At 47.1% G+C, this 21,906-nt stretch carries 12 protein-coding genes; 10 read left to right on the top strand and 2 right to left on the bottom strand.

Annotated features, from left to right (window positions below):
* Positions 1-37: 37 nt before the first annotated feature.
* The gene (locus tag RIF36_RS11770; RefSeq protein ID WP_350127525.1) at positions 38-856 is read right to left on the bottom strand and encodes a LytTR family transcriptional regulator DNA-binding domain-containing protein; all 819 of its coding nucleotides are present in this window, start codon (positions 854-856) and stop codon (positions 38-40) included.
* 222 nt (positions 857-1,078) lie between these two features.
* Here RIF36_RS11770 and RIF36_RS11775 point away from each other — a divergent pair, with 222 nt between their 5' ends.
* Positions 1,079-1,732, top strand: coding sequence for a Crp/Fnr family transcriptional regulator (locus RIF36_RS11775; protein ID WP_350127522.1), 654 nt, complete (start codon positions 1,079-1,081; stop codon positions 1,730-1,732).
* A gap of 81 nt (positions 1,733-1,813) precedes the next feature.
* A complete protein-coding gene (locus RIF36_RS11780) occupies positions 1,814-3,226 on the top strand; it encodes an MBL fold metallo-hydrolase (protein WP_350127519.1) in 1,413 nt (470 codons plus the stop codon).
* 78 nt (positions 3,227-3,304) lie between these two features.
* Here RIF36_RS11780 and RIF36_RS11785 read toward each other — a convergent pair whose 3' ends face one another.
* Entirely contained in the window at positions 3,305-4,057 is a 753-nt protein-coding gene (locus RIF36_RS11785; protein ID WP_152000291.1) for a GntR family transcriptional regulator, read from the bottom strand.
* A gap of 100 nt (positions 4,058-4,157) precedes the next feature.
* Between RIF36_RS11785 and RIF36_RS11790 the strand changes: the two genes are divergently transcribed.
* The 8 genes from RIF36_RS11790 to RIF36_RS11825 all read left to right on the top strand — a co-directional run bounded on the left by RIF36_RS11790 (position 4,158) and on the right by RIF36_RS11825 (position 21,895).
* Positions 4,158-5,384: an MFS transporter gene (locus tag RIF36_RS11790; protein WP_350127516.1), complete on the top strand. Its 1,227-nt coding sequence runs from the start codon at positions 4,158-4,160 to the stop codon at positions 5,382-5,384.
* Between the two features lie 70 nt (positions 5,385-5,454).
* Positions 5,455-6,885 (top strand): L-fucose/L-arabinose isomerase family protein, encoded by a 1,431-nt coding sequence (locus tag RIF36_RS11795; protein WP_350074844.1) that lies wholly within the window; start codon positions 5,455-5,457, stop codon positions 6,883-6,885.
* A 30-nt stretch (positions 6,886-6,915) separates the two neighbouring features.
* Positions 6,916-10,140 (top strand): SusC/RagA family TonB-linked outer membrane protein, encoded by a 3,225-nt coding sequence (locus RIF36_RS11800; protein ID WP_350127513.1) that lies wholly within the window; start codon positions 6,916-6,918, stop codon positions 10,138-10,140.
* Positions 10,141-10,172: 32 nt separating this feature from the next.
* The gene (locus RIF36_RS11805) at positions 10,173-11,606 is read left to right on the top strand and encodes a RagB/SusD family nutrient uptake outer membrane protein (RefSeq protein WP_350127510.1); all 1,434 of its coding nucleotides are present in this window, start codon (positions 10,173-10,175) and stop codon (positions 11,604-11,606) included.
* Positions 11,607-11,772: 166 nt separating this feature from the next.
* Positions 11,773-14,313: a hypothetical protein gene (locus tag RIF36_RS11810; protein ID WP_350074839.1), complete on the top strand. Its 2,541-nt coding sequence runs from the start codon at positions 11,773-11,775 to the stop codon at positions 14,311-14,313.
* The gene (locus RIF36_RS11815) at positions 14,307-15,755 is read left to right on the top strand and encodes a sulfatase family protein (protein WP_350074837.1); all 1,449 of its coding nucleotides are present in this window, start codon (positions 14,307-14,309) and stop codon (positions 15,753-15,755) included. Before RIF36_RS11810 ends, RIF36_RS11815 begins: the two co-directional genes overlap by 7 nt.
* A gap of 215 nt (positions 15,756-15,970) precedes the next feature.
* Positions 15,971-18,898 carry a glycosyl hydrolase gene (locus RIF36_RS11820; protein ID WP_350127507.1) on the top strand — a complete coding sequence of 976 codons (2,928 nt, stop codon included), beginning with the start codon at positions 15,971-15,973 and terminating at the stop codon, positions 18,896-18,898.
* A 69-nt stretch (positions 18,899-18,967) separates the two neighbouring features.
* Entirely contained in the window at positions 18,968-21,895 is a 2,928-nt protein-coding gene (locus RIF36_RS11825; protein WP_350127504.1) for a glycosyl hydrolase, read from the top strand.
* Positions 21,896-21,906 lie beyond the last annotated feature (11 nt).

The following is a 21,906-nucleotide window of genomic DNA, read 5'->3' on the forward strand; positions in this document are numbered from 1 at the left end:
ATAATGGGGTGAGATAGTGAAGTTGTAGACGCCTGGCTCAATTGGCACCAATCCATTTTCTGAACTCCGCCGCCTTGAGCTGGCTAATTATCAAAGGCGCATCAGCATCTGGGTCAAGTTCTACGAGTAGTTTTCCATTGGCTTCATTCATGAACGACTTGCAGCACTTGCGATGGAGGATGACCTGCCTGTTGGCTCTGAAATAATCTTTCTCATTTAGGAGCACGGAGATGTCGTCCAGCGTGTAGTTGACCGATAGTCGGGTATTGCTGAACGTGGTGATGTAGACAACGGAGTTTTTGATAAACGCATTGGCAATATCCTGCAGGTCAATCGGCACATTCTTTCTTCCAACCACTCCTACAATGGATTTTTTTGCTTCGATAGCAGTGTTGCCGGACGCCAGTGTTTTAGATTTTCGGTAGAAGTAGTAAATGAGATAGTAAAGGTTAAACTGGGCGATCACAATTATCGTGAAGGGAAACTCGTAGTCGGGAAATGAGGTAGAAGAAAGAGGTAGCTGGTAGTGCAGGTAGAAATAGAGCGCCACAATAAAAATGCACGCCACAGAAGGAAGCGCAACGCCAAAAAAGATCTGAGTAAGAATGCGTGCAATGGGCCTTTCGAACCAATCCATTTTTTGCTGGAGAAGTACGGTAACCATTCTGACATAGAGCCACAAAGTGGATGTGAGGGTAAACACAAAAAGTGTGTCTGGCACAAATGTACTGTCCTGAAAGAGCTCGAACCAATCCTTTTCTGCTCCAATGGAAATGAACAGCTGAGAGAGAATAAGACTCACACCTAAAATATTCCAGACGTCGTGGCGAAGCGGAAGGGTGTAGCGTGTAGTCATAGCAAACAAAAATCGAACAAAAATCGCAACTTTGGAAAAATGTTAGTCCCGTCATTATGACGACTTATTACCTGCAATCAACCACTTATCACTGTGAAAGTATTGTTTGCCCTCAGAGGGAACGATTCACCTTGTCTCATTGGTTCTGTTGTGCAGAATGGACGGTCGCTTTTAGTATAGAGAAAAAAGACCAGAAAGCACTACTTTAGAAAAATAACACTGTTGAAGGACATAACTACAGAAAAACTAGCCACGCTGTTTCCCGGAATGGAATCAGCTTTAAAAGAAGCCATACTAGCAGAAGGCCATGTCAAAAGTGTGAAGGAGGGGGAATTACTCGTTAGCTCCGGCCAGTATATAAAGTCAGCCATGCTGGTGATAGATGGTCTGGTGAAAATTTCCAGGGAAGACGAAGACGGTAAGGAATTTCTGATGTACTACCTGGAGCCAGGATCGGCTTGTGCACTTTCACTTCTGTGTGCCGCCCGAAGCGAAAAGAGCGCCATATCAGCCAAAGCTGTTTCTGATGTTACCATCATCACCGTTCCGTTCGTTTTGACCGAAACATGGCAAACCAGGTACAGAACGTGGCACGAGTTTGTCGTAGCAACTTACAGAAAGCGATTTGAGGAGCTGCTCATTACCCTCGATAGTGTAGCATTCAAATCGATGGACGAGCGACTGGTGTTTTACCTCAAACGTCAGATGAAAGTGTCGGGAAAATTGCTCGCTATATCGCATCAGGAAATCGCTAATGACTTGAGCACAGCCAGGGAGGTGGTGTCGAGGCTGTTGAAAAAACTGGAGCAGTCGGGAGCTATTGTATTGAGCCGAAACCATATTGAAATCATTAACCTCGACAAAATTTTTGACTAGTTTTGCCAGAGTGATTATTGTCACTGAAGTCGGTCTTCCGCTGGTATACCTTTGCTGAAGGAAATTGAAAAATAAACAACAATGATAGTAGAACAGATATACACAGGATGTTTGGCACAGGGTGCTTACTACATAGAGAGTGAAGGCGAGGCGGTTGTTATAGACCCATTGAGAGAAGTAGCACCTTATGTAGAGAAGGCCAAAAGAAGAGGAGCCAAAATTAAGTATGTGCTGGAAACCCATTTCCACGCCGACTTCGTTTCAGGGCATCTGGACCTTTCCAGAATAACGGGAGCACCCATTGTTTTTGGCCCCAATGCCAAGCCTAACTTTGAGGCTCACATTGCCAGCGACGGAGAGGAGTTAAAAATCGGGAATGTGACTATTAAAGTACTTCACACTCCCGGGCACACCATGGAGAGCACCACTTATTTGTTGTTAGATGAAGAGGGTAAAGAAAATGCTATCTTCTCCGGCGATACACTCTTTATCGGTGATGTGGGAAGACCTGACCTTGCTGCCAAGTCGCACCTGAGTGTGGAAGACCTTGCGGGCCACCTGTTTGATTCACTGCGAAACAAAATCATGACATTGCCCGATGACGTGATCGTGTACCCCGGACATGGAGCAGGCTCAGCTTGTGGAAAAAACATGAGCAAGGAAACCACTGATACGCTTGGCCATCAAAAAGAAACCAACTATGCCCTGAGAGCAAACATGACAAGGGATGAGTTCATCAAAGAAGTAACAGACGGATTGGCGCCCCCGCCGGTGTACTTTCCGGAAAACGTGATGATGAACAAGATGGGATATGAAAGCGTGGATAAAGTGCTTAGTCGTGGCTTGCAAAAGCTCTCTGATGAAGGGTTTGAAGCAGCAGCCAACGAAACGGAGGCGCTGGTGCTTGACACCCGTGACCCGAATGTTTTCTCAAAAGGATTCATTCCTAACTCAATCAACATTGGTATCGACGGTAGCTTTGCGCCCTGGGTAGGCGCACTGATCCTGGATATTAAGCAGCCAATTCTGATCGTGGCGGAGCCAGGCAGAGAGGAAGAGGTGGTGACACGGCTGGCCAGAGTGGGATACGACAATACGATTGGTTTTCTGGACGGTGGATTTGCTGCCTGGACAAAAGCCAGGAAAGAGGTGGATGAAATTGCCAATGTGTCAGCGGCCGAATTCTCCGCCAAATATGCTAGTGAGAAATTGGAGGTGATCGACGTTCGCAAGCCAAGCGAATTTGCTGCCGAACATGTGGAAGATGCCAAAAACCTGGCGCTGGACTTCATCAACGATCACATGGCCGACTTCGACAAGGAAAAGCCCCTGTACCTGTATTGTGCTGGCGGGTATCGTTCCATGATTGCCAGCTCAATTCTAAAGGCCCGGGGCTGGGACAATATCATCAACATTGAAGGAGGCTGGAAGGCGATTGAGACAACCGGTGTACCCAGAACGGACTACGTCTGCCCTACCACGTTACAGAAGTAGTCAATAAGTTTTAGAGAATTATGTCGTGCCCTCAGCAATCGCTGGCGGCACGATTTTTTTTTGAATTCCTCTGTGCACCTAGTCTAGCTCGTGCTTTGTATTGATAGAGAATTTATAGCGATCGCCCCGGTACAATGATCTTTCGATCTCAACAATTTTTCCATCTTCGGAGAAGATGGCTCCATCAAGCATAAAAGCTGCCAGAGGCACGGTGTTCTCGAAATAGTTCTGAGGATCACCGGGCGAAAGAATGACCGCTCCCATTGTTCTGTGAGCATTGCCCAACTTTAGTTTGTACTGATCCTCGTAAATGGCAATCAGCGGGTCCTTCAGCTCAATAAGGTGAATCTTCGGGCAGGCAACCAGGGAAATGTATCTGGTCTCATCTTTCATTAGCGTGTCGTCGGCATATCTCAGGCGGTGAACCTTCAACACCGGGCCGTCGATCTTCATATGTCTGTTATCGATTTTGGATGACAGGCCACTCTCAAGGATTGTCTTTTCAAGAATAATATCTTTTGGTTTGAACCCTTCCTTGATCAGGTTGCCGTCGAAGCTGTTTTTCATGGCGTCGAAAGAACCAAGAACCCTGGTAACGTGCCGGTCTTCCGTTTTATTTAACACGTAAGTGCCTCTTCCTTTTATTCTGGTTGCCCATCCCTGTAATTCTACTTCGTGCAAACTCTTGCGGGCTGTAGTATTGCTCACGTTGTGCTCTTTGATCAATTCGTTCTCAGAAGGCACCTTATCGCCAGGTAAAAGCTCACCCGACTCAATTTTTTGAATGATTTCTTTGCTGATTAAAATGTACTTGGGGACTGGCCTTTTCATTACTCTAAGTTTGGCGGACAGCTAATTTGAAATTTTTTTTTGTCATATTAAAATTTACTTACTACATTAGGTTCTTGAACTTAGTGCGTTAAGGAACCCTATGAAAACTACAACAAAGTATTGGTGGGTCGTATTCCTGCTACTAATAGCTACGTCTTTAAGCTTCCTTGACAGGCAAGTGCTGTCCATTGTCATCATTAAAATAAAGGAAGACTTATTTATATCGGATGTCGAATACGGATTCATCAACTCGGGTTTTCTTGCAAGCTATGCTATTATGTTTACCCTTGGCGGTGTACTTATAGATAAATACGGCAGCCGACTGGGGTTGGCCGTTTCTGTAGGGTTTTGGTCTTTTGCCACCATACTGCACAGTTTTGCTGGCAGTGTATTCCAATTTGCTACCTTCCGTTTTTTGCTGGGCATAGGAGAGGGAGGATGTTTCCCTGGTGCAGTTAGGGCTGTCATCGAATGGGTGCCTAAAACAAAACATTCCCTGGCGAACGGCATTGCCATCGGTGGATCTGCGCTTGGTGCTGTTATTGCTCCACCACTGTGTGCATACTTTTTAGGGTTTTGGGACTGGCGCTACATATTTATAATGACTGGCGCTTTCGGATTTGTTTGGTTGGTAGCCTGGCTTATCCTTACAAAAAAGAATGAGCTGGCAGAGGCCCCGTCAAAAAGTGAGGTAGTTGAAAAAAGAAGCTTTAGCTTCATTAAAGTACTCAAATCCAGAGAGGCATTGATTTTCATGGCCATGCGCTTTGTGCTTGATCCCATTCTTTACTTCTACATGTTTTGGATTCCCAAGTACCTGAACGAAAGTCACGGCCTCGCTGTAGACAAAATCGGCCAGTTGCTGTGGGTTCCTTTCCTGGCGTTGGGCGTTGCGAATGTTACGGGCGGATGGGTATCGGATTTCATCTTTCAAAGGACTTCAAAAGAAGCATTTTCACGCCAGGTCGTCATGGGCTTTGCCGCCCTTATGACACTTCCAGTAGCAGCGATAGGGCTTTTGGACTCCTATGTCGTTATTTTGGTGCTGGTGGGTCTGGCTTTCTTTGCCCATGGCTTATGGATCACCAATTACATTACTTCGATTGGGGATGTGTTTGGTAAAACGGCTTCCTCCACAGTTGTGGGGCTCTCAGGAAGTGCCGGTGCCCTGTCCTCACTGGTACTTAATCCGGTGATTGGGTTTATTATTTCCACGTATTCTTACGACTCAGTATGGATTTATTGCGGGCTTATGTATCCCGTTGTATTTATAGGTTATATGATTTTCATGGCAAAGAAAAAATCAGCGGCTTTTTCTGTCGCCTAATTTTTTTTTCAATTTTTAAATAGTGCGTTAAGTTAAACTTATTAAGCGTTAAGAATTTTAAGACATTATTATGACAAGAATAGGGGTTTTCGGAGTAGGCTACGATAAATACTGGTCTCAGTTTGAGGGCTTGTTGGAGGAGCTGACAGAGAAACAGGATGTGCTCGTTAAAAGAGTGAAATCCAATGGCGTTGAGGTGATAGACCTGGGCCTGGTGGACAATCCTGAAAAGGCGTACTGCATGGTCGACAAAATTGGACAGGCTAACCTGGACATGATTTTTTGTGACATGCTGACTTATGCAACGTCAGGAACGTTCGGAATAATTATCAAGACCATTAATATCCCTATTGTGCTGGTGGCACTACAGCCATTGAAAGCTTTGGACTACTCAAAAGCGTCTACCTACATGCAATTGGCAAACGATGACATTTGTGCTTTGCCGGAGTTTGCCGGTGTAGCCGTGAGGATGGGAAAGAAGGTGCCGGATATGATCATCGGCACGCTGTATGATGACCCTGAAGTTGATGCGGAGATTGAGGAATATTGCCGTATTGCTAAGGTGATGCACGATTTAAAGAAGGCACACTTAGGGCATATTGGGCACCCTATCAATGCCATGCTGGACATGCATTCCGATGCAACCATGCTAACGTCTTTTTTTGGCAGTCACATTGTGCAGTGTGAAGCCAACCAGTTGATGAAAAGCTATGAGGAGGTAACAGAGAAAGAGATAAAAGACTGCGAGAAGAAGATCCTGGATTTTTTCGACACTCCTGATCCTGTCTCTGACCCTATTTCCATGAAGCTAAAGGACGACGACCTTCGCATGGCAGCCAGGGTGAGTGTAGCACTTGAAAAGTTTGTAGAAACACACAAGCTTGACGGGCTGGCTTACTATTACGATGGTCCTGAAAACAGCGAGCTTCGTGAGGTTATGTCGAACCTTATTGTCGGCAATTCGCTGCTTACCGCTAAGCACATTCCTATGTGCGGAGAGTCGGATTTAAAAACACTTATTGCGCTTCTCATTTTCGACCGCCTTTCGATAGGCGGGAGCTTTGCAGAGTTCCATCCTGTCGATTTTAAAGAGGGGTTTGTGCTGGTCGGGCACGACGGGCCGCACAACATTTCCATTGCCGACGGGAAGCCGGTTTTGCGGAGCCTGAAGAAGTACCACGGCAAGCCGGGGCATGGAGCTGGAGTAGAGTTCAAAATCAAAGAAGGCCCAATTACCATGCTGTCGATCAACTCCACCTATGATGGGAAATTTAAATTCATTATCGCAGAAGGGCAGTCAGTTTCGGGCCCGATACCCCCCACAGGCAATACGAACACCCGGGGATTCTTCGAGCCCGATGTAAAAACGTTTTTAACAAGATGGATCAAAGAGGGGCCAACGCACCACTTTGCACTAGGCGTTGGACACCACGCATCAACGCTACAAAAGATAGCGAATTACTTAAACATTGAATCACAAGTTATCGCCAGCGATAAATAATAACTGTTAATTAAACACATACTTATGACTATGAAAAACTACTTAGAGAATCTGGTTTTGATTAAGAAAGGAGTTTGTGAAAAGTACCTTTGCATGTTTGTTTTCGCATTGGCCCTTCTCGCAGGATTCCCAAGTCTTGCTCAAAATCAAAATGGTGCTTCCGGCGCTGGCAGAGTGTCGGGGGTTGTTGTGGGCTCCGATGGCATGGCCATTCCGGGAGTAAGCATTCTTGTGAAAGGTACCAGCTCAGGTACTATTTCTGACGCAGAAGGTAAATACACGGTGAATGTTGATGATTCAAATGCTGTATTACTTTTCTCGTTTATAGGATATCAGTCTCAGGAGGTGTCGGTAGGCTCACGTAGAGTGATTGACGTGACCATGGCAGACGACTTCAAAGTACTTGGTGAGGTTGTTGTAACCGGATATGGTACTCAAAAGAAGCAGGATATCACGGGCTCTATCGCACGGGTAGATGGAAAGGATATGATGTTGCCATCCACCTCCAGCTTTGATCAGATGATACAGGGAAGAGTGTCCGGTGTGCAAATTTCGCAAACGTCAGGTGCTCCCGGAGGAAACGTCAACGTATTGATACGGGGCGTAAGCTCTATTACCGGAGGAAACCAGCCGCTTTATGTTGTTGATGGTTACCCGATATCTACTGGTGGAAGCTCTGATTTTTCTTCTTATGGTGGAGGTACTTATTCATCGGCTGGCATAGCTAACAATACGGAGAGCAGAATTAACCCGCTTGCGTCAATTAATCCGGCAGATATTGAATCCATAGAAGTGCTGAAGGATGCTTCTGCAACGGCTATTTATGGTTCAAGAGGTGCTAATGGTGTTGTGATTATTACCACTAAAAGAGGGACTGTAGGCAAGCCCACTATCAGCTTCGATATGTCTTACGGCCTGCAGCAGGTGGCCAACAAGCTGGATATGATGAATTCGGCACAGTATGCTGAATTTGTTGCCGATGGCAGAGACAATGCAAGGGTTTACGTTGGCGGCCAGGCGACGGATCCAAATGAAGTCAGGGCTGGTGCTCATTTTGTACGCCCCGAGTTTAGAAATCCATCATCCATCACTACTGATACAGATTGGCAGGATGTGATTTACAGAACGGCCCCGGTGGCCAATTATCAGTTGTCAGCAACCGGCGGGTCAAATAATGTTAACTATTTCATCTCTGGCGGCTACTACGACCAAAAGGGAGTGGTTGAAACCTCAGATTACAAGAGATTTAACCTCCGCTCAAATGTTGATGTCAACCTGACAGAAAGAGTCAAAGTTGGAACATCACTTTCAGGCTCGCACGGCTTTGGTAATTTCCCCAATACGGAAGGGCACTATGGCACTGGTGGCGTAATTTCACAAGCACTGGCTGCCGGCCCAACGATACCAATTTATGACGCTGATGGCAATCCTTACAACAGCCAGGCTGATGTAACTGATGGCTTGGGATGGTTACAGAATCCGTTGAACCTTCTTGCAGGCTTTTCAGACAACAGAAAGGTGACGGATATATACAGTAACAATTTTATTGAGGTGACAATAGCCGATGGCCTTACTTTCAAGACCACGGCGGGCATCCAGTACAGTACCAACGATGCCAAAATCTGGAGATCTTCTCTTATTCCAAACTTCACCTCACTCAACTATCCTTCCAATGCAGGTGCAACCAAGATGGAAACGATGAATTGGTTGAACGAAAACACATTGAATTACAAGCATATTTTCAATCAGAAGCACAACCTCGACGTGTTGGTAGGTTTTACCGAGCAAAAGGAAAGCTGGGACAGGCTGTCTGTTGGTGCGTCTGACTTCCCCACAGATAATGTAACCTTTGTTTCAGGAGGTATTGTCAACTCAGGGACTCATGTCATTTCTGAGTGGTCAATGGTTTCTCTTCTGTCGAGGGTGAATTACTCTTACGACGGCAAGTACCTGTTTACAGGAACTGTTCGTAGGGATGGGAGCTCCCGCTTTGGTGCTAACAACAAATGGGGTACGTTTCCATCACTTTCGGTTGGCTATGTGATTTCCGAAGAGGACTTTATGCAATCGGTTAAGTTCATCAGCAGCTTGAAGGTGAGAATGAGTTATGGACTTTCTGGAAATAACCAGATTGGTAACTACTCGCACATCGGACTGCTTTCGACTTCAAGGTATGTTCAAAACAATAGCCTGGTCGCAGGTTTGGTGCCCAGCAGTCTGTCAAATACAGATCTTACCTGGGAGAAATCGAAGCAGACAAACTTCGGTGTCGACCTGAGCATGTTTGACGACCGTGTTTCTGTAACTGCCGAGTTTTACAAAAACCTTAAGACTGATTTGTTGCTTGGAGTGCAGTTGCCAGCGGCGTCAGGTTTTACCTCCTCGACACAGAATATCGGTGATATCGAGAACAAGGGTGTAGAGTTGGCGATTCAGACTGTCAACATTAAGCAAAGCAAGTTTGAGTGGAGAACTGGTGTTACGTTCAGTAAAAACAAAAACAACGTATTGAGATTGGCTACAGAAGGTGGCCGGATTACCAACTCATCGTACCAGATTACACAGGAAGGTTATCCAATCGCCAGCTTCTTTATGCAAAATGCCATAGGCGTGTACAAAACGAATGAAGAAGTGACGGGCACGCCTGTTATTCACCCCAATGTCCAGGCTGGTGATTTGATTTTTGAGGACGTGGATGGCAATGGCACCATTAACTCGAATGACAGAAAGATTGTTGGAGATCCATGGCCTGATTTTGTTTGGGGATTTAACAACAACTTTACCTATGGAAACTGGGGACTTGGTATTACTCTCAACGGTTCTCAGGGAGCTGAAACCTTTTTTCAGGCGGGAACTATTATTTTGAATAACGCTGGTGTGCAAAACCAACTTGCCCTCGGTGATAAAAGGTGGAAGTCTGAAACTGACCCGGGAGATGGCTATCAGGGCAGAGCAATCAGGAACAACTATGCCAATGGGTTCGGTACATCGTCTCACTTCTTGTTTGATGCCTCATACGTAAGGATCAAAAATGTGAATCTTTCCTATAGGTTGCCAAAGGCGGCTATTTCAAAGCTGGCCTTGTCGAATGCATCGTTTTACCTGAACATTAGCAACCTGTACACCTTCACAGACTACCCAGGCTACGATCCTGAATCAAGTACTGCTGGTAACAATGTTGTCAATTCAGGGGTGGATTATCTGACGTATCCGCTTGCTCGCACTTATACCCTCGGTGTAAACGTGACATTCTAAATACCGGAGAACAACCCTTTAAAAAAAGAATCATGAAAAAGACAATAGCAATATTTACTGTACTTATTCTCTCTCTGAGTTCTTGCAACGATTTTCTGGAACTAGAGCCCGAATACGTTGTAAGCGAAACTGGATTTTATAAGACAGCGAAAGATTTCGACACAGCCTTAACCGGTGCATACTCCGGCCTTCAAGGCCTGCATAACTTGTCGTTGTTGTACATCACAGAGCTGACCACCGACAATGCGGAAATACAATGGAGTTCCCCTACGACGGCCGAATCGGAATGCGACGAGATGAACATGACACTTGCCAACTCGTTTGTGGGAGAAGTTTGGAGCGATAGTTTTACGGCCATTTCAAGGGCAAATACCATCCTGTCAAAACTGGACGGCGTTGATATCAGTGAGGAACTGAAGTCTCAGTACAGAGGCGAGGCACTTTTTCTCAGGGCTTACAATTACTTCAATTTGGTAAGGCTGTTTGGAGACCTTCCCTTGATCACTGTTTCATTCAAAAGCCCAAAGGAGATAGCGGATTTTGACATGGGCAGAAAGCCTGCCACTGAGATTTATGACCTAATTGTATCTGACTTAACTGCTTCGGCAGGTTTTCTGAAAGACGTTTCGGGGCTAAGCAAGTCAAGGGCTTCTGAGGGCGCTGCTTCAACGCTGCTTGGCAAGGTGTACCTTACTATGGGAGAATATCAGTTGGCCGCTTCCGTGCTCGAAGACGTGATGGGCATGGGGTATACGCTTGAGGGTGACTACGCCGATTTATTCTCGCCAGGAAATGACGAGCTTGGAGAGTCTATTTTCGAGGTGAAGTATATGTCAGGCAATGTAGGCGAGGGTAACAGGTTTTCATCTGTGTTTTTCCCATCTCTTTTCAACCTGGGCATGTTTCCCGGCAACATGCAGGGCAACGGCCGCATTAACCCGACGGCAGACGCAGCCAATTCTTACGAGACGGGAGATGCCAGAAGACCAGTTTCTATCGCCGACTCTGTGAGACTACTTGACGGTACTTATGGAGATTACCTTGCTGGGTTGAAGTTCGTCGATTTTACTACCGGGATACTTGGCGATGGAGGTGTAAACTATACGTCGCTGCGCTATGCTGATGTGTTGTTGATGTATGCTGAGGCGCTTAATGAGCTCTCCAAGACTGACGATGCTCACGAGTATCTCAATATGGTGAGAGAAAGAGCTGACCTGGATGCTTTAGCAGGTCTTTCGAAAGCCGACTTTTCTCTGGCTCTCGAGAGAGAGAGAAGAGTTGAGTTCTTTAATGAAGGACACCGGTGGTTTGACCTGTTGCGCACAGGCAGGCTACAGACAGTAATGAACGCTCATTTTGCAGCAAAGGGAGAAAGCTTTACAGTTCAAAATTATGAGTTGTTGATGCCAATTCCGCAAAGAGAATTGGACATTGATGTGAACCTTGCCCAAAATGATGGGTATTAGCAAAGTAGGTAGGTAGGGTGAAGTCGTTCCAAAGACCTATGATGAGCTTAGCTTCCTTTTTGCGAGGCAAAAGTCTCATCATAGCTTTGGTCCGACCCTACAAGCCCTGATAAGCAATTCAAGAGAGCTAGCTTCAGTCAAGCAATCGTAAAATAAATTTCAGAAGATGAGTCGTTTAGTTGTGTTGGCCCTGGTGGGTTATATAATGGTTTCTTGTGGCGGAAGTCACGAGCAATCTCAAATGCTGGCGGATAGCAAAAACCTTGGAGTAAAGAGTTTCAATAATATTACCCTGGAGCTATCCCTTAAACCCTTCAAAAAGAATGACAAGCAATATATTGAAGAGGCGTGTAAAGAAATATTTGCTGGCTGGGGCTCATTGGTAAGGCATGCCGACACAGTGTCGCTCATGCTTTGGACCGCCGACGGTTCGGAGATCCTTGACTATAGCGGAAGCCTGGATCAGCGGCTAGAATGGGCAAGATACATCGGCAACCCAAACGCTGAGCACGAAGTCAACTCTGAGCCCGAAAATGAGAATCTTTCAGTTCACCAGCGGGCTTTCACCTATTTGGATGACACACCTGACTTTAACTATGGTGACCTGAAATACATAGTAAGTACGCTGAAGCGTGTGGGTGAAACAATGACCGGTAAACCGGTTCGTGTAGGGGCCACTTTTGATCCCGGGCCTGAATTTGCCAAGTCACCCTTCAAATATGAGAAGCACCCTGAGATATGCATGGGCTCTACCATGGGCTCAAAGACATTTGTGGTCTGCTATTCCACGCTAAATGAAGACAGCGATAGTTATGCCGGATTCCCCAATGGCATCAAGCAGGACACACCTTTTGGCACCTTCTTCGGCAGCCAATCGCAACACTTTTTAACCGATCTGGGCTTCGACTACCTGTGGCTTTCAAACGGCTTCGGCTTTGGTATGGAAACCTGGAGCGCCACGGGAGCCTTATTTGATGGAGAGAAATTCTATCCTGAAAAATTCAGCGATGTACAGGAAAAGATAGTCAATTTCTGGACACTATTCAGAGAGCAATGCCCGGATTTCCGCATTGAAACAAGGGGCACCAACCTGTCCACAGGCATTGACCTGGCAGCCGATGGTGTCGACCTCAAAAGTATTTACAACGGCGGCTTTAACCTGCTGCCTCCACCAAATTCACCCTGGGCTGCTTTAAACGGCGACTTTGGATTGGAGCTCGCCGGCTACATGTCAAGAATAGCTGAGCTTCCCGACGACCGCTACCTGTTCAGGTACTACACTCACGACCCATGGTGGGTGAACAGCCCCTGGCTGGATCGTTATGGCAGAGAGGCACACGATATTTACCTGCCGATGTCGGTTTCCACCATCAACGGCAAGGGTGAGGCCATGCTGCCAACCCATCTTAATTTCCTGACCATTGACGACTCGTATGGCAATATGCCTGTGCAGGTACCGGATGAGGTGACCCCGCACATTTTACAGGCCAGAAGAAACGCTCCCGATCAGGCGGGGCCTGTTGTTTGGGTATATCCTTTTGACGAATACCATGAATGGGCCTCTGTGCAGCCCGAAAGGTTGCCAGAGATCTACTATGGTGATTGGTTTATTCGCCAGGCTATCAATGAAGGCTTTCCTATGAACACGGTTGTGTCTACCCGAAACTTCAGCCAGATCAGAAAAGATGGAAAACCAACTTTTGATGAATCCGTGCTGGTGACAATTGTCCCCGATGCAGGAAGTGAATTGGAGCAGCAATTGATGGCCTTTGTGAAAGCAGGAGGACAGCTGATGATCTACGGGCCAGTGGGAAATGGCAGTAAGGAATTCCTCGACTTTATGAATATAAAGGCTGAAGAGCCGCTGGCCGGTCAATTTGCGGTGCAAATGGCCATGAACGGGGATAACATACAAGCTAAATCACCTATGGTGATGCAACATCCGGCTGACCTGTCTGGCGGAGGGATAGAAACGATGGTCGCTGCCAGGGATAATTCTACAAAGGTACTGGCACAGGTGGTTCAGAACGGACAGAAGCGGGATGCTGTAGTATACCGGCAAAACCCGGACTGGAAGGGCGGAGCCGTGTGCTATGTCCGTGGAACCAATTCAGTGTCATACAAAGGAGGTCACTTGTTGACTCCGGATGATTCCGAGAAATGGTTTTCAGGGCCCTCTTTGATGCGATTTGGTCTGGGTAAATTGGGTTACTCAATCACCTACGACAAAAGTAGCGGAGGCATAAAGGACCCTATCAACTGCATTTCAAGGCACAACAATTCCTTCTTCTTCTCTGGCTTCCTTCCTAATCTGACTGTGGAACAGGCATTCAAGTTTCCTCAAGGTGCTCCCATCATCATCGGTTGGGAAACAGAACTGAAAAATGGAGCATCTACCTACAGGTTTCCAAAGTCATTTTTCGAAGAGAGCAGATTCTTTGTGGAGCAGGAAGATGGCGTGATTTCGTGCTTTGATATTCCGCTGGCGACGAAAGGCACTAAGCGTCGGATTCAATTGACTGGGTTGAAAAATGCGAAGGTTCGGTTTTATCCACCCACAGGAGTTGAAGGCGAATCGGTGAAAGTGGTTTTGAACTCCAGTTACCCATTTGGTAAAGGACAGCTGGCGGGACAGAGTGAAGGAAAGTTTGGTGGAGATTACTATCTGTATGAAAATGTAACTGGTCAACTGGTTGTGTCATGGTAGAAAACAATTTATACAAATATTACTTAGCGCTACTGGAAACAATAGCTGGCCTGCTTGTATCCTTTGCGCTGTTACTGCTTTTCACTTTCGCAGTGAGTGGTTGTACTCAACCGGAAAAAAGGGATGAAACTACGAAGCGCCCGAACGTTATTGTTATTCTCACCGATCAGCACAACCCGAATGCGACAAGTGCCCATGGCAATAAGTACTTGAGCACACCAAATCTCGACTACCTGGTCAACAATGGGATCAGCTTTGCGAACTCCTATTGCACAACGCCTGTTTGTGGCCCATCTCGCAGCAGTCTTATCACCGGTTTGATGCCTCATAACACAGGCGTCGATTACAACGGTGATTCAATGAAGGACGGAGTCAAAAACCTGGGTGAAATCCTTAGCGCCGAAGGGTATGAAACAGTATGGGCCGGGAAATGGCATATCCCGGGTTCTTATCCTCAACGGAAAGATATTGATACGCTCACTGGGTTCAAGGTTATCGACTTTTATGAAAATGATAAGCCCTGGGATTTGGGTGCCGATACTGACGGCCCTTTGGCAGATGCTACGGTGGAATACATCCAGCAATTTAACGGAGAGAAACCATTGCTGATGTACGTACAGTTTCACAACCCTCACGACATCTGTCATTTTCCAAGGAAGCCGGAGAACTACCCCAATGTTGGGCCGGATGTAGAACTCCCACCTCTGCCTGCTAATCATGAGATCGATCCGAATGAGCCTGAAATGATAGCGAACAGCAGGTTCCGTGACCATTACGGAGACGAACTCTTGCTTTCGCAAGACAATGACGAAACCCGTTGGAGGAACTACCTGTGGTACTACTATCGCAACACCGAAATGGTGGATGCTGAAATAGGAAAGGTGCTTGATGCCCTTAGAGCCAAGGGAATGGATGAGAACACTATCATTGTTGTCAGCGCCGATCATGGAGATGGCATGACGGAGAAGAAATGGGCAGCTAAGTTGTCGTTGTACGACGGGCCTGCCAAAGTGCCGTTTGTGGTGTACTACAAAGACAAGGTAAAGGCGACTGGTGTTGACAATCAGTTGGTAGTGTCGGGTGCAGACGTGGTGCCAACCATTCTCGATTACATTGGTGTAACCAGCAACATAGCATTCGATGGAGTCAGCCGCAGACCCTATATAGACTCTAATAAATATGACTCTGCAGACTTTGTAGTGACCGAGCTGGCCGTCGATCCATTTGATAAATCACTCACCGGCCGGATGATTCGCAACAACCGCTACAAATACAATTATTATTCGAAGGGAGAGCGAAATGAGGAACTGTTTGACATGGTAAACGATCCGCTGGAAATGAATAATCTGTCAGGGGATGAGGAGTATTTGGCAGTGAAGACAGAATTGAAAGGACAGTTAAAGAAGAGACTAGCGGAGACAAAAGATCCCTTTCAGCTATGATCCGGTAGCCATGGATAATGGCGGCTTTTAAAGAGTAAACTATTAGCTCCTCATCGTGAGCCTTTCGTGGGCAGCCAGTACTAATTCAACCGCCGGCGGAAGTGAGACCAAAGGTGTGTCAGTGGCGGTTGAGCGGATATATAGATACAATTTGTCTTAAGAAATAATTACGGCTTCCTAAACAGATTCGGTTTGAATTATACACATACACTACTATGAAAACACGCTTTTTGACATTTATTGCCCTTGGACTATTCGTTTGCCTGCAATGCAATTTTGCCGTTGGGCAAAGTGCATCTGCTTATGAGCAGGTCAAGTCAGCGTTTCAAACGCCGCCACAAGGTGCCCGACCCAAGGTTTACTGGTGGTGGCTCAACGGAAACGTGGACAGTGTTAGGGTGAAAGAAGAAATTGCCGCCATGGACAGGGCGGGGCTTTCGGGCTTCGATCTCTTTGAAACGGGTGTACCTCCGGTAGATACTATGGTTGAAGCAGGCCCGGCATTTCTGAGCAAAGAATCTCTGAAGGTTATCAAGGCGGCTTTGGATGAAGCTAAGAAAAGGAATATGGAGGTGGGCTTCAATATGGCCAGCAGCTGGAACGCTGGCGGAACCTGGGTAACTCCCGAAAATTCCGCTAAGTCGATTTATGATTCGAGAATAGAGGTAAAGGGCAAGTCAGGAGGCAATATAAAGCTCCCATTCCCTGAGATTTCAAAAATAGATGCAGCTGGTAAAACGAGAGTAATTCAGTACCAGCGCAACGGGAAGCCGGTGTTCTATCAGGAAGTAGCCGTTGTAGCTATACCGTTGAAAAATGGAAAACCTGACTGGGATCCGGCAAAGATCGTTGATGTTTCCAGTCAATTTGATCCTGAAAGCGAAAAACTGAACTGGACGTTAACAGGCGACTGGGAGGTGCACCGCTACATCTGCTCCAACTCAGGCGAGCAGTTGAAGCGACCAAGTAAGTACTCCTCCGGCCCTATCATCGACCACTTCGATGCACAGGCCACTGAAGCCCATTTTCTTCATATTATCAATGTGCTGACAGGGGAAATGGGCGACTTGAGGAACACTGCGTTGAAAAGTCTTTACCTGGCTAGCTATGAGGCCACCGGCTTTACATGGACGACCACATTGCCAGCTGTGTTCAAGGCACTCACTGGCTACGAAATAAATACATTCCTGCCCGTGCTCCTTAATCAGTCATCCTTCGAGAAAGGAGTCGTTGAGAAGTTTATGAAAGATTATCAGCGCACATTGTCGGAGTTGATGATCACCAATTTTTATAAAAAAGCGAGGGAGGTGGCCAACGCACATGGTCTGAAAATCAACTCTGAAGCAGGAGGGCCTGGTATGCCAATGCACAATGTTCCCGCTGAGCCTCTCAAGGCGCTCGGTGCACTCGACCTTCCCCGTGGTGAATTTTGGATCAACTACAATGCTTACAATGACCAGGGAGTAGACTTTCTGCGGGTCGTGAAGGAAGTGTCCTCTGCGTCTCATATCTACGGTAGGGGAATCGTGGAGGAGGAAGCCTTCACCTCATCTTTGAACTGGCAGGAAGGCCCGTTTGATATGAAGCCAACCGGTGACCGGGCGTTTTGCGAGGGCATGAACCGGGTGGTGATTCACGGATTTAGCCACAACCCTTCAGGCATCGGTTATCCAGGCATCGTTTATCATGCAGGCACACATTTCAACGATAAAAGAATATGGCACCCGAAAATACGCCCCTTCACTGATTATCTGGCCAGGGTTTCTGCGGTGTTCCAGCAGACCGATTTTGTCGCCGATGTGCTATACTACTATGGGGATGCGGTGCCGAACTATGCAGGGCCGAAAAATGGTCGTTTCATGGCTGGCCTGGGCTACGACTATGATGTCATCAATACTGAGATTCTTTTGCAGCTGAAAGTGAAGGACGGAAAGCTTGTATTACCTACGGGAGGTCAGTATAACCTATTGGCGCTGGAGGATGAGGGAGACATTAACCCGGCAGTGTTGCTGAAAATAGACGAGCTGGTGAGTGCAGGAGCTACTATCACCGGAGCCAAGCCGAAAAAAGTATCGGACAGGCCAGGCGGAACGTCGGCCATGGCTGCTTTGATTGATAAGGTTTGGAATCAAAATTCAAATGCGAAAGTAGTGGCCGGAAAGCAGCCTTCCGAAGTGTTGCAGGCCAACAATATTGGCCCCGATATCAACTATTCGGACATAGCGCTCAACACACTCGACTACATTCACTACAACAGGAATGGCCTGGATTTTTACTTCGTGAGAAACACCACTGATGAATGGGTGTCGAGGGAGATCAGCTTCAGGCAGCAGGCCAGGGTGCCCGAGATATGGGATCCAATAAATGGGTCAATTTCGCCGGCCACCATCTATTATCAGAACGGCAAATACATTCAACTGCCAGTTTCATTACCACCAATGGGCTCGACTTTTGTTGTTTTCAAGCCAGGAAAGCAAGAGGTGAAGTTCTCAAAAATTACGGGAACTCAACAGTATCCACCTATGCTCAACTACACGCCCGAAGGAGTGTTTGTGATGGAAGCAGGTGCCTTTGAAGTAAAAAAGCAAGACCAATCTTCATCCCTTGTTAATAATGTACATGTTAAAACCTTAACCGGAGCCTGGGAAGTATTCTTTTCTCCGGAATGGGGTGGGCCTGAAAGGAGGCTGTTCCCGGAGTTGAGCTCCTGGACAGACTCTGACGAGGAGAATATCAAGTATTATTCGGGGATGGCCAGGTATAAAAAACCATTCTATCACGATGTCAATGCAACACTCATGAAAGACCAACGGGTGTTTCTCGATCTTGGAGACCTTTCAAAAGTAGGTGAAGTGTGGCTCAACGGAGAACCGCTGGGAATCACCTGGGCAAAGCCCTACCGGTTCGATATTACCGACAAACTTAAAGCAGGCAACAACCTGGTGGAAGTAGAAATTGCCAACGTTTGGGCCAATCGCATCATAGGCGACGCCAGGACAGAAGGAAAAGACTATACTTATTCCAACGTGCTAACAACAACAGTAGTAGGGTTTGGCAGGCAGCGATTTTCCTGGGAAGAAACCCCGTTGGTAGAATCAGGCTTGCTGGGGCCGGTGCGATTGATTACTGTGAGTCCGCTGTAACAAGTGGTGAAAATTGAAGCAATTGATTGAAATATTAACCCGATTCAGGAATCTAACATACGCTATATCATGAAGACACTCTTTTCTCTACTTATTGCTTTTGGTGCTTTGATTTGCCTTTCTTTTGATCAGGCCATTGCCCAAAATGCACCCTCTTACGACCAACTAAAGGAAGGGTTCAAGTCGCCTCCTCCGGGGGCCAGGCCAAAAGTGTATTTCTGGTGGCTAAATGGCAATGTCGACACCGTTCGGGTCAAGGAAGAAATTGCTGCGATGGATCGTGGAGGTATTTCTGGCTTCGATATTTTTGAGATTGGTGTTCGTCAAACTGACGACATGGTGGCTCCCGGGCCAGCTTTCCTGAGTGATGAATCGCTGAAGTCAATACGGGTGGCCTTGCTGGAAGCCAAAAAACGCAACATGGATGTTGGCCTGAATTTGGCCAGCAGCTGGAATGCGGGCGGTGCCTGGACGACGCCGGAGAATTCGGCCAAGTCGATATATTTTTCAAGCCTGGATGTAAAAGGGAAATCCGGTGGAACAGTTAAAGTCCCGTTCCCGGAAGTTCCTGCCAAAGATGCAAGAGGCAGAGCAAAAGCCATTGAATTTCAGAAGAACGGCAGGCCTGTTTTTTATACCGAGGTGGCTGTAGTGGGTATTCCGATGGAAAATGGACAACCCGTTTGGGATCCGGCGAGGTTTGTGGATCTAACGTCAAAGTTTGATGCCAAAAGTGACAAGCTCACCTGGGACTTGTCGGGTGACTGGCTGGTGCACCGTTACATCTGTTCCAATTCCGGCGAGCAATTGAAGCTGCCCAGCAAGAATTCTGTTGGCCCTATCATCGATCACTTTGATGCACAGGCCACCGAAGCCCATTTCATGTACATCATTGGCCGTATTCAGCAAGCTATGGGCAATGACCTCAGCAAGACAGCCCTGAAAAGCCTTTACCTGGCGAGCTACGAGGCCACAGGCTTTGTTTGGACAACTACACTACCTCAGGTTTTCAAGGAGCTCAATGGATATGAGGTCAATAAATACCTGCCGGTACTTTTCAATGAGGAAAATTTCAGCGAAGAGGTGGTGAGTAAGTTCAAAAAGGATCGCCAGCGCACTTTGTCAGAGCTGATGATCACTAATTTCTACAAGAAGGCAAAGGAGATATCGAATAAGTACGGACTGAAAATCAATTCTGAATCAGGCGGCCCAGGCTTGCCTTTGCACAACGTGCCAGTCGAGCCACTTAAATCGCTGGGAGCTTTGGACTTGCCGAGAGGGGAGTATTGGATCCATCACGATCGGTTCAATGAGCAGGGAATTGATATTTTGAGAATGGTGAAAGAAGTTTCGGCCGCATCGCACATTTATGGGCGAGGTATTGTGGAAGAAGAGGCTTTTACCTCCTTCAAACATTGGCAGGAAGGGCCGTTAGACATGAAGCCCTCCGGCGACAGGGCCTTTGCAGAAGGAATGAACAGGGTTGTGGTGCACGGCTTTAGTCATAACCCGGCCGGCTACGGTTACCCGGGCATTGTGTACCATGCCGGCACTCATTTCAACGACAGAAGGGTGTGGTTCTCCAAAGTAAGGCCTTTCAACGACTACCTTGGCCGCATTTCATTTGTGTTGCAGCAGACCGACTTCTTTGCAGACGTGCTGTACTACTATGGCGACGCCATTCCCAACTATGCAGGGCACAAAAACAGCCGTTTCATGGTTGCTCCTGGCTATGACTATGAGATAACCAATACCGAGATACTGCTACAGGCATCGGTCAAAAATGGAAAAGTGGTGCTGCCAACCGGTGCTGCGTTTAGCGTGTTGGCACTGGAGGACGAGGGAGAGATCAATCCCCAGGTACTGCAAAAGATTGACGAGCTGGTTCGTGCCGGAGCCAGGGTGACCGGAGCTAAGCCTAAGAAAGTATCCGACATTCCTGGCCGCACCGAGGCGATGAATGCTACCCTTAATAAATTGTGGGGTGCCGGGAGCCAAAAAGTGCTCGACCAGCAGCCAGTGACCGTGCTGGAGACGCTTGGTTTGGGGCCGGACATAGATTATGTGGACAGGATGGCTAATACGCTCGACTATATTCACTACAACAAAGCGGGGCTGGATTTCTACTTTGTAAGAAATACCACCGATCAATGGGTGTCGAGAGAGATAGGGTTCAGACAGCAGGGCAAAGCGCCCGAGATTTGGGATCCGGTATCTGGCTCGGTGTTGCCCGTTACTATTTATCAGCAAGAAGGGAGCTACATCAGGCTGCCATTGTCGCTTGCGCCCTACGGTTCAGCGTTCATCACTTTCAAACAAGGAAAAAGCACTGCCAAATTTGAGCAGTTGAATAGCCGGGGACTTTTCCCTCCCTTACTGGATTATACAGCCAACGGTATTTTGGTGATGGAGGATGGCATATTCGAGGCTACCAAAGCAGGGCAGTCTATCCCGGTAACAAATATCACGAAACATCAACCGATCAGCGGGGCCTGGGAGGTATTTTTCTCACAGGAATGGGGAGGTCCTGAGCGGATAATATATCCCGAATTAGTCTCGTGGACTGAATCCGACATCGAAGGTGTCAAATACTATTCTGGCAATGCAAAATACAAGAAGACCTTTCAGTACGATATCAACGCATCATCTATGAAAAACCAACGAGTGTTGCTTGATCTGGGCGACCTGTCAAAAATAGGGGAGGTATGGTTGAACGGCACATCACTCGGCATTGCGTGGACAAAGCCTTACAGGTTCGATGTGACTGATCTTTTGAAACCAGCCGACAATGTGTTGGAGATAGAAATTGCCAACACATGGTCGAACAGGATCACCGGCGATGCCCTGACGGAAGGCAAAGACTACACCTTCACAAATGTTGAGATCACAGATATCTTCGGGTTGAATAAAATCAAGACTCCATGGGTGGATGTGCCACTGATCAAGTCGGGCTTGCTGGGCCCTGTCCAATTGATCACTGTCAGTCCGATAGAGTAACCACCTGCCTA

Source organism: Imperialibacter sp. (genome assembly GCF_040222815.1).
Lineage (GTDB): Bacteria > Bacteroidota > Bacteroidia > Cytophagales > Cyclobacteriaceae > Imperialibacter.

What these genes read in the sequence shown, in the direction of transcription:
- RIF36_RS11795 (WP_350074844.1), top strand. Translation starts at nt 5,455, where the DNA reads ATGACAAGAATAGGGGTTTTCGGAGTAGGCTACGATAAATACTGGTCT.
- RIF36_RS11790 (WP_350127516.1), top strand. Translation starts at nt 4,158, where the DNA reads ATGAAAACTACAACAAAGTATTGGTGGGTCGTATTCCTGCTACTAATA.
- RIF36_RS11785 (WP_152000291.1), bottom strand. Translation starts at nt 4,057, where the DNA reads ATGAAAAGGCCAGTCCCCAAGTACATTTTAATCAGCAAAGAAATCATT.
- RIF36_RS11780 (WP_350127519.1), top strand. Translation starts at nt 1,814, where the DNA reads ATGATAGTAGAACAGATATACACAGGATGTTTGGCACAGGGTGCTTAC.
- RIF36_RS11825 (WP_350127504.1), top strand. Translation starts at nt 18,968, where the DNA reads ATGAAGACACTCTTTTCTCTACTTATTGCTTTTGGTGCTTTGATTTGC.
- RIF36_RS11770 (WP_350127525.1), bottom strand. Translation starts at nt 856, where the DNA reads ATGACTACACGCTACACCCTTCCGCTTCGCCACGACGTCTGGAATATT.
- RIF36_RS11820 (WP_350127507.1), top strand. Translation starts at nt 15,971, where the DNA reads ATGAAAACACGCTTTTTGACATTTATTGCCCTTGGACTATTCGTTTGC.
- RIF36_RS11800 (WP_350127513.1), top strand. Translation starts at nt 6,916, where the DNA reads ATGAAAAACTACTTAGAGAATCTGGTTTTGATTAAGAAAGGAGTTTGT.
- RIF36_RS11805 (WP_350127510.1), top strand. Translation starts at nt 10,173, where the DNA reads ATGAAAAAGACAATAGCAATATTTACTGTACTTATTCTCTCTCTGAGT.
- RIF36_RS11810 (WP_350074839.1), top strand. Translation starts at nt 11,773, where the DNA reads ATGAGTCGTTTAGTTGTGTTGGCCCTGGTGGGTTATATAATGGTTTCT.
- RIF36_RS11815 (WP_350074837.1), top strand. Translation starts at nt 14,307, where the DNA reads ATGGTAGAAAACAATTTATACAAATATTACTTAGCGCTACTGGAAACA.